This window comes from Zarconia navalis LEGE 11467 (genome assembly GCF_015207075.1).
GTDB classification, from domain to species: domain Bacteria; phylum Cyanobacteriota; class Cyanobacteriia; order Cyanobacteriales; family Geitlerinemataceae; genus Zarconia; species Zarconia navalis.
The window spans coordinates 1-7,503 of sequence record NZ_JADEXN010000246.1; the positions used below are offsets into that span (position 1 = coordinate 1).

10 protein-coding genes are annotated in these 7,503 nt (G+C 48.1%); 2 read left to right on the top strand and 8 right to left on the bottom strand.

The annotated features are described in order from the left end of the window. Positions 1 to 922: 1,4-alpha-glucan branching protein domain-containing protein (locus IQ235_RS13515; protein WP_264321979.1), on the top strand; the 922-nt coding region annotated here is incomplete at its 5' end. Between the two features lie 388 nt (positions 923 to 1,310). Here IQ235_RS13515 and IQ235_RS13520 read toward each other — a convergent pair. From IQ235_RS13520 to IQ235_RS13550, 7 genes are all read right to left on the bottom strand, one after another. Next, entirely contained in the window at positions 1,311 to 1,499 is a 189-nt protein-coding gene (locus IQ235_RS13520) for an NblA/ycf18 family protein (RefSeq protein WP_264321980.1), read from the bottom strand. Between the two features lie 365 nt (positions 1,500 to 1,864). Continuing rightward, positions 1,865 to 2,917 carry a CAF17-like 4Fe-4S cluster assembly/insertion protein YgfZ gene (ygfZ, locus tag IQ235_RS13525; protein ID WP_264321981.1) on the bottom strand — a complete coding sequence of 351 codons (1,053 nt, stop codon included), beginning with the start codon at positions 2,915 to 2,917 and terminating at the stop codon, positions 1,865 to 1,867. 73 nt (positions 2,918 to 2,990) lie between these two features. Beyond that, positions 2,991 to 3,617 carry a Uma2 family endonuclease gene (locus IQ235_RS13530; protein ID WP_264321982.1) on the bottom strand — a complete coding sequence of 209 codons (627 nt, stop codon included), beginning with the start codon at positions 3,615 to 3,617 and terminating at the stop codon, positions 2,991 to 2,993. Between the two features lie 487 nt (positions 3,618 to 4,104). After that, entirely contained in the window at positions 4,105 to 4,566 is a 462-nt protein-coding gene (locus IQ235_RS13535) for a type II toxin-antitoxin system VapC family toxin (protein ID WP_264321983.1), read from the bottom strand. Continuing rightward, on the bottom strand, positions 4,566 to 4,808 hold the full coding sequence (locus tag IQ235_RS13540; protein ID WP_264321984.1) for a hypothetical protein: 243 nt from the start codon (positions 4,806 to 4,808) through the stop codon (positions 4,566 to 4,568). Before IQ235_RS13540 ends, IQ235_RS13535 begins: the two co-directional genes overlap by 1 nt. A gap of 150 nt (positions 4,809 to 4,958) precedes the next feature. Continuing rightward, a complete protein-coding gene (locus tag IQ235_RS13545) occupies positions 4,959 to 5,186 on the bottom strand; it encodes a hypothetical protein (RefSeq protein WP_264321985.1) in 228 nt (75 codons plus the stop codon). 45 nt (positions 5,187 to 5,231) lie between these two features. Next, on the bottom strand, positions 5,232 to 5,876 hold the full coding sequence (locus tag IQ235_RS13550; RefSeq protein WP_264321986.1) for a DUF4145 domain-containing protein: 645 nt from the start codon (positions 5,874 to 5,876) through the stop codon (positions 5,232 to 5,234). A gap of 198 nt (positions 5,877 to 6,074) precedes the next feature. On the opposite strand from IQ235_RS13550, the gene IQ235_RS13555 reads away from it, so the two are divergent. Then, positions 6,075 to 6,818 (top strand): Uma2 family endonuclease, encoded by a 744-nt coding sequence (locus IQ235_RS13555; protein ID WP_264321987.1) that lies wholly within the window; start codon positions 6,075 to 6,077, stop codon positions 6,816 to 6,818. 20 nt (positions 6,819 to 6,838) lie between these two features. Here the strand turns inward: IQ235_RS13555 and IQ235_RS13560 are convergent, their stop codons facing one another. Then, a complete protein-coding gene (locus IQ235_RS13560; protein WP_264321988.1) occupies positions 6,839 to 7,399 on the bottom strand; it encodes a sugar O-acetyltransferase in 561 nt (186 codons plus the stop codon). Positions 7,400 to 7,503 lie beyond the last annotated feature (104 nt).

Genomic DNA, 7,503 nt, shown 5'->3' on the forward strand with positions numbered 1-7,503 from the left:
CTTCGGAACCTATGCCCCCATCTATACGGAGTCGGGCGCGGCGGTATTTGCCCGAGATCACGAATCCTCTCAACAGGTTTGGTCGTCGGAAGTGGGATATCCCGGTGCGGCGGAATATCGGGAATTCTACAAGGATTTGGGCTGGGAAGCTGAATACGATTATATTAAGCCGTACATCATGCCCAACGGTCAGCGGAAAAATGTGGGCATTAAGTACCACAAAATTACCGGACGTGGTTTGGGCTTGGGGGATAAGGAACTCTACGATCCCTATTGGGCAAAAGAGAAGACTGCCGAACACGCGGGGAACTTCATGTTCAATCGGGGACAACAGGCCGAACACCTCTACGGCATTATGGATCGCAAGCCGATTATCGTCTCGCCTTACGATGCGGAGTTGTTCGGGCATTGGTGGTACGAGGGCCCGTGGTTTTTGGATTACCTGTTCCGCAAGTCTTGGTACGACCAAAATAAATATGAAATGACCCATTTGGCCGATTACTTGCGAGGGAATCCTACCCAGCAGGTTTGTCGGCCCTCGCAATCGAGTTGGGGATACAAGGGGTTTCACGAATATTGGCTCAACGAAACCAATACTTGGATTTATCCCCACTTACATAAGGCCGCGGAACGGACGATCGAGTTAGCCCATTTGGAGCCTGAAGATGAGCTGCAATGGCGGGCGCTCAACCAGGCGGCACGGGAACTGCTGCTGGCGCAATCGTCGGATTGGGCGTTTATTATGCGCACGGGGACGATGGTTCCCTATGCGGTGCGCCGGACGCGATCGCACTTAATGCGCTTTAACAAGCTGTATGAGGAAATCAAGCAGCGGAAGGTAGACTCCGGTTGGCTCGAAAAGGTCGAGGAAATCGATAATATTTTCCCGAATATTAACTATCGCGTTTATCGTCCGTTGTAAGGACTCGAGCTAGGAGCGAAGCATTCGGACCCTTTTTTCTCGGCTCAATCTCTTGTTTGAACCGAATGCTTCGCACCCAAGAAGAGCGTCTGAAGGTGACTAATATTTTTTAAGTGAGAAGCTTGTCCGTGCCAGACTTGACTTGATTTTCTACTGTATTTAGCATCTCGAAAACAGCAGAACCCCGTCAACTTATTACTGGCGTTACGACGGATTTTTGTATTGAATTGAAAGCCAAGATCGTGTTGCCGTTCAACACATCCTACATATACTTATGACTTAAAGAGCTGACGCCCCAGCATCCCCAGACCTTTTCCCCATGGGAACTGAGCTAGAGAAGGGAGGTCGCCGACTGCGACAGGGGAGAAAGTTCGGGCATTACACCGAACTATGCAGCGGGGGGTTCGAGTCCCCACTGATGCTTGAGCAAGTTCTGATAGGTTGCTTCGCGCACTATCATTTGCTCGTAGAGCTTCATTAAGCATTCTTGAGCCTGTTCCCGACTCATTTTCTCAACCTGTGTCTCGAAAGAGCGCAAGTTGAATTGTTGTTCTAAAGAAAGTTGCGGTTGATTCATGGGTTGGATTCCTCCAAACAATAGGGGGGATATAGCTCGGTTGACGGCTTGGATCTCCCAGTCGAGAACCGGGCTAGGCCAGAACACGATCGCCGCTTGGTTTTGGGGGTCTCGATTGTTACATCGCAAGATATTGCACCCTCGATTGCCACCCAATTGAACAAGCGATCGTTGCCAAATCTTGTCAAACCACTCGATTATATTAAAAAAGATAACAAGTGTTTGACAAATACACTACTGTTTGTATTATAACCTTTGCTAACACGACAAAGTTTTTTTGTCACCACGAGCTATTTCTAGCAATTTGTCAACGGTAAAATTGCTCGTTATGAACCAAAGTAAGGCAAATTCTGGATGGTTTAGCCTCAATCGAGGTATCCTCGGGTCAAAAATGGCACATCCACCACTTTTCCTACCGTTTCTTCCACTTTTACTTCTAATCCCGCACCGCCTGCCTTGGTTCGAATATAGGCTAAACCGATCGCCCCATCGTCGGTTTCTACTACACTGGTGAGTTGACCGACTTTCTCTTCTCCCACAAGAACGATCGCACCAGGTTTTTCGGGGGCTGCTAACCGGATGCCCCACAGTTGCGTTTTCACCCCTTGATAGGTATTGAGGCGGGCGATGGTTTCTTGACCGATATAGCAGCCTTTCTCGAAGGAAATCGTCTGCCATAGTCCCGCTTCGAGGGGGTTATAATCCTCGGTGAGTTCTGCATCGGGTAGAGGTCGTCCTTGCCCGATGCGCAGTTGTTCCCAAGCTGTTTCTCCTAGGGGAACCGCCCCGGCATCAGCAATTTGCTGCCAGACTTTGGCGGCATCTTCGGCTGGGCAAAATAGGGTGTAGCCAGCCGTTGCCAATCCGTTACCGGTGGCGAGGCGAACCTCTACATCTGCGAGTTGGACGAGTTGGTGGGTGTTTTCTTCAAGTTCGAGGGTAATGCCTAGGTTTGCGAGTATAGTGTGGCTTTTTTCGCCGATGAGACTGAAAGTGTTGGTAGTTTCGGCGATCTCTTCCACATCCACCTTATCCATGGGGAACAAATAGCGATCGAACCATTCGATTAGTTTTTGCGTGCGGTTGGGGGAAACGAGTAACCAGATGGCATCGTCGAGGATGTATGCTGTGGCTAAATCCAGGGTTCGCGCCGTACTGGTGAGAAAGACGGTTTCGCAGGTTTGTCCGGGTTTGAGGCTGTTGAAATCGTTGGTGCTTTGGTTGTGGAGGAATCGGGTGCGATCGTCCCCCCAAAGGCAGATTTTGCCCCAATGGCTGCGATCGTAGAGTGCCGCGCCATCTTTTGCTGCTTTCAGGGCGATCGCATCGTTGCCAAAACTGACGGGGACGCTGGCATCGAAGACCTCGCCGAAACTCGCCCCGGCTGTAGTTTGCACTTCTTGTAATTCCTGAGTCATACTTCCCCCATGCGATCGGTTCTTTGAATAGTTTCTCACGGGGCGACGCGCGATCGGGAGAGTCGTTGCGATGTTACCCACCCGCGTTCAACACCCGATCTGCCGTCAGGTTCAAATCGGGGAACGTGGCAGAGACGATCTCTCGATCGCCTCTAAGTAACTGAATTTCATACTCTCCATCGACGAGGGTACAGATAGAAAGGGTGGGTTGTTTGGGCTTGCCAATGTACCGAATACCGCCCAATCCTGCGTAGTCTGCAATCCAATATTCCCGAATGCCTAAAGCTGCGTAGTCTTCGAGTTTACGGGCGTAATCATTTTGCCAATTGCCACTCACGACTTCTGCGACAAATTTAATCGAACTGCCCAGCGTTAGAATTGACTGGTCGTACCAGAGGGGTTCTTTGGCAAGTTCTGTGCGATCTATGACTGCGACATCAGGACGAAATGCAGTCATGCCAGGGTTAGAGGGGCGAAAGAGTCCCCGCTGAAGGACAAACCAAGGTAAACCCGATCGATCGATTTGGACGCAGGCTTTTGTGGTGATGAAGGCAGCTACTTCCTCATGTTTACCCGTGGGTTCCAAGTCGAACACCTCTCCATCAATCAGTTCGTAGCGCTTATCGCCACCATAACGGGTAAGAAACTCGTCAAAGCCCAGGGGCTTCTGTTCTAGGGATCGGTCGGTTGCAAGGGTCATGGGCGATCTGGGTTGCGATCGATGCTTTGAGTCTACCAAAGGCGATCGAGCTTGATTCACTTAGAGTTGAACAGAATCTTCATGTCTACGCCGCATTGGTGAGGCTAAGGCACGATCGGTTCTTGGAAGAGCTTCTCATGGGGAGATCGCTGTATGGGTGAAGTATGGCGATAAATCCTACAATTTTCTGGATAGAGCGATCGTCAGTCAGATGTCAGTGGTGTCAACTTAAGATAGCTGTTTGTTTGTCAATGACGCTCGATTCGTCGAAAAACCCGGCCCTTGGGGGGTCTCCCCCCAAACCCACGCACAAGAGAGTGTCAGATAAAAGCGTTTGGAACTGGGTCAAAACCTGACGTATGCGTGCGATCTCGTTGAACCTTGACACGTGACTAAATTGTTTAAGTTGACACCACTGGTCAGATGTTGCGAGATCGCCCATTCACTCCGTTTCACTGATTTGTACCAACATAACGTTAGACAACATTTATGAATTACGAGCAGATTCAACAATTTCACGGGGATGTACGACTGTAATACCAGGTATACCCGAGAAATCATTGGGATTGAGGGTTAAAACGTGACTGATATCCGAGGTCAGCATAATGGCAATGATACGAACATCATGAGTCCGTTTACCCTTTATTTGATTTTCAGTTACTAAATTTAACCAGCTTGGAAATATTTCCAACGTTTCCTCGACAAGGGGGAAACGGTCAAGTAGACCATCGATAGTATTCCGTGTCTGTTCGATCGACCAACCCAAACCATTAACATCAATCGGGCGCGTAGCAACGACCCAAAACTCAATCAAAACTTGCGCGCTCAAGTAACACTCATCGGCTTGTGCGAGTAAATTCGTAACTGCCTGCGTGACTAATCCGTACTGGGGATCCGAGGGGTTACAAAAACGCAGAGCCACATTGGTGTCGAGCAAATACTTAGTCATTACTCGTAAATGCTACCCCGATCGAAAGCTTCGTCCGAGAGGCTCGATCCGGTTTTTGGCAGTCGCTCAACCCACGCTCGAAAATCCTGCGATCGTTCTGCAGGAGTTGCACTTTTCCAAAACGGCACATCGATCGCGACCTGTTGGGTTTGGTGTTTAACCAAAGTAATAAACTCGGCAATTCTCTTGAGTTGACTTTCGCTAAGTCGATCGATTTCTTGTTTTAGAGCATCTCTAAGCATAAGTACCTGTCGATTGTAAATATATCGATACTAACTTAGTGCAGCGCATGCGTTATACCGATTGTTCCTTCACAAGAGCCGCAAATATCTACCCGTACTGATGTGTCACTAGCAAACAAAGCAATGATGATATTGGTATCTAGCAAATATCTACCATTCATTTAGGTCAACCCGATCGCATCCTTCCTCAATGGCCTCTTCCATCAATTGCAGGTCATCGGTTGGAATGGCACCAGCAAATTGTAAGAGTTGTTGACCGGGAACACCTTGAATTTGGGAAGAAATTAATGTCTGTACAAACTTAAGAACCTGCCATTGCAAGGGCTGGGGCATAGATTTTAATTGCTCGGCGACTCGATCGATAAGAAATGTGCTCATTTTTCTCATCTAATTTTGTCTGATTTTTAGCTTTTTCAGAGGGAACTACTGATTAGAGTCTTTCAATATTCTCAGCTTCTCTTCAGCTTCTTGAGCTAGATAGGGGGCGCTATAAACGTATTCTAAAATAGCACGTAATAATGAACTGAGTAGAGGTTCTTCTGATTCTGTTAATTCTCCTAAACTAGCATGTGCACCAATATTTCTCAAATGTCTAATATTTTCAGAAACCTTTACTAACTTGTTAGGTATTTCTCCTTTTGCCGACAAGTTTTTTAGTTTATTATTTAAGGTACTACCGCTTGCATTTCTATCCTTACATATCATTTCTAAAACTCGTCCAACAAGAACAGCATAAGCATTAACATCTATATATTTAACTTTAATAGCAGCGTCATAAGCTTTTTGTATTTCGGGTGGCAAACCCAATGGCTTCTCCTGTTCGACAGGATAAAGATAGTGAAATTTTACATTTTCTGGTTCCATATAGTCACGCCAGTAGTAGCTACGCAAGGCAACACTTGAACAAACAGGACAAAGTAGTAATTCATAATTATCGCTTTCATCCCAGGTAACACCACTTTCATATTGCGGGTTAGTTTTTGAGTATTCAGCAACGATTTCCATCCGAATTTGATGATAGCATCTTTGGCACTGAATCAATCCTGTTACTTTAATTTTGCTTGACATTACTTTTATTTTAAAGCTTAAATGTGAACGAATATTTATGTATCAAATAATTAAAATTAGCGAAGCAGAATTAGTATTTATTCGAATAATTTCTGCAGTATGAAATAAAGAGACTACGAATCGATCGCCCCCGCTCCCAAATCTCTATAATAAAACCAACCCAAAGCCTTCGGGAGTCACGACAATCGCCCTAGAACAATGGAACTACCATCAACCGAAGACTTACCCTGTTCCGACGATACCCCGGTGGATAACGAAGACCAGAATTTACTGCCCAATTTGTTGCTGTTCGTCCTGGCCAGTATTTGGGCAGAACGGATGGATTGGTATTTTGGGGTCGATATGGCCGTGTATCACACCACCGGCGTGAGTCCCAAAGTCCCGGTGGTTCCCGATGGGTTTTTGAGTTTGGGAGTCGAACGCAAAAAAGGGGGTAAATCTCGCCGCAGCTATGCCGTCTGGGAAGAAAACGAGATCGTGCCGATTTTGGCGTTGGAGATGGTATCGCACCAACCCGGTGGGGAGTACGAGGAGAAGATGGCGATTTATACCGGGTTGGGGGTTTTGTACTACATTATCTATAACCCCGAGTTTTGGCGGCGCGACAGGCAACAACCCTTTGAAATCTACAAGCTCACCGATGGGCAATACCAGCAGCAGATTGGCGAACCCTATTGGATGCCGGAAGTGGGTCTGGGAATGGGGCGATCGCAGCAAATTGTCGGAGGAATCGAGCAAGAAGTCCTCGCTTGGTACGACGAAGGGCACAATGTCTATCCTCTGCCAGAGACGGCGATGCACCAGATGCGAGAGCAGTTGAGGGTTCAAAAACAACAGGCTCAAGTGGAACGACAGCGAGCAGAATCCGAACGACAACGGGCAGAACGTTTAGCCGAGTATTTGCGATCGCAAGGGATCGATCCCGATAACCTGCCGGAATAACCAGGAGGGGATCTCACCAGCTATTCCTCCACTTCGCGCAGAACGCGACAGGGGTTCCCCACCGCCACAACTCCCTCGGGAATATCCTTCGTCACCACGCTACCCGCACCAATAACCGATCGCGCGCCAATCCGGACTCCCGGACAAACGATCGCACCGCCACCGATCCAAACATCATCGCCAATCTCGATCGACTTGCCGAGTTCCAAACCCGAACGGCGCACGGAAGCTTTTAAGGGGTGGGTGGCGGCGTAAATCTGGACGGCGGGACCGAGCAATACCCCCGATCCGATGGTTACCGGTGCGACATCGAGAATTACGCAGTTGAAATTGCAGAAAAACTTGTCGCCGAGGACGATGTTGCTGCCGTAGTCGCAGTAGAACGGAGGTTCGATCCAAGCCTCTGGTCCCATGGCGGGAATTAATTCTTTGAGGAGGCGATTTCGCTCTTCGGGTTCGTCATCGCGCGTTTCGTTAATTCGTTTCAATAATAGCCGCGCGCGCTGGCGTTCGTTACTCAGTTGGGGGTCGAGGGGGTCGTATAATTCACCAGCGAGCATCTTTTCTTTTTCGCTTTTCATCAATTCTCGATTTCTCCGAGTCGGTTAGACATAGGCGCAAAACTGAAAATTGCGATCGATGTTCAGATTGAAAGCATCAATTCTCACTCCTGTTTCCTGTTTCC

Excerpts from the sequence above, each read along its gene's own strand:
- IQ235_RS13520 (WP_264321980.1), bottom strand. The coding sequence starts at position 1,499 with ATGAATCAACCGCAACTTTCTTTAGAACAACAATTCAACTTGCGCTCT.
- ygfZ (WP_264321981.1), bottom strand. The coding sequence starts at position 2,917 with ATGACTCAGGAATTACAAGAAGTGCAAACTACAGCCGGGGCGAGTTTC.
- IQ235_RS13530 (WP_264321982.1), bottom strand. The coding sequence starts at position 3,617 with ATGACCCTTGCAACCGACCGATCCCTAGAACAGAAGCCCCTGGGCTTT.
- IQ235_RS13535 (WP_264321983.1), bottom strand. The coding sequence starts at position 4,566 with ATGACTAAGTATTTGCTCGACACCAATGTGGCTCTGCGTTTTTGTAAC.
- IQ235_RS13540 (WP_264321984.1), bottom strand. The coding sequence starts at position 4,808 with ATGCTTAGAGATGCTCTAAAACAAGAAATCGATCGACTTAGCGAAAGT.
- IQ235_RS13545 (WP_264321985.1), bottom strand. The coding sequence starts at position 5,186 with ATGAGCACATTTCTTATCGATCGAGTCGCCGAGCAATTAAAATCTATG.
- IQ235_RS13550 (WP_264321986.1), bottom strand. The coding sequence starts at position 5,876 with ATGTCAAGCAAAATTAAAGTAACAGGATTGATTCAGTGCCAAAGATGC.
- IQ235_RS13555 (WP_264321987.1), top strand. The coding sequence starts at position 6,075 with ATGGAACTACCATCAACCGAAGACTTACCCTGTTCCGACGATACCCCG.
- IQ235_RS13560 (WP_264321988.1), bottom strand. The coding sequence starts at position 7,399 with ATGAAAAGCGAAAAAGAAAAGATGCTCGCTGGTGAATTATACGACCCC.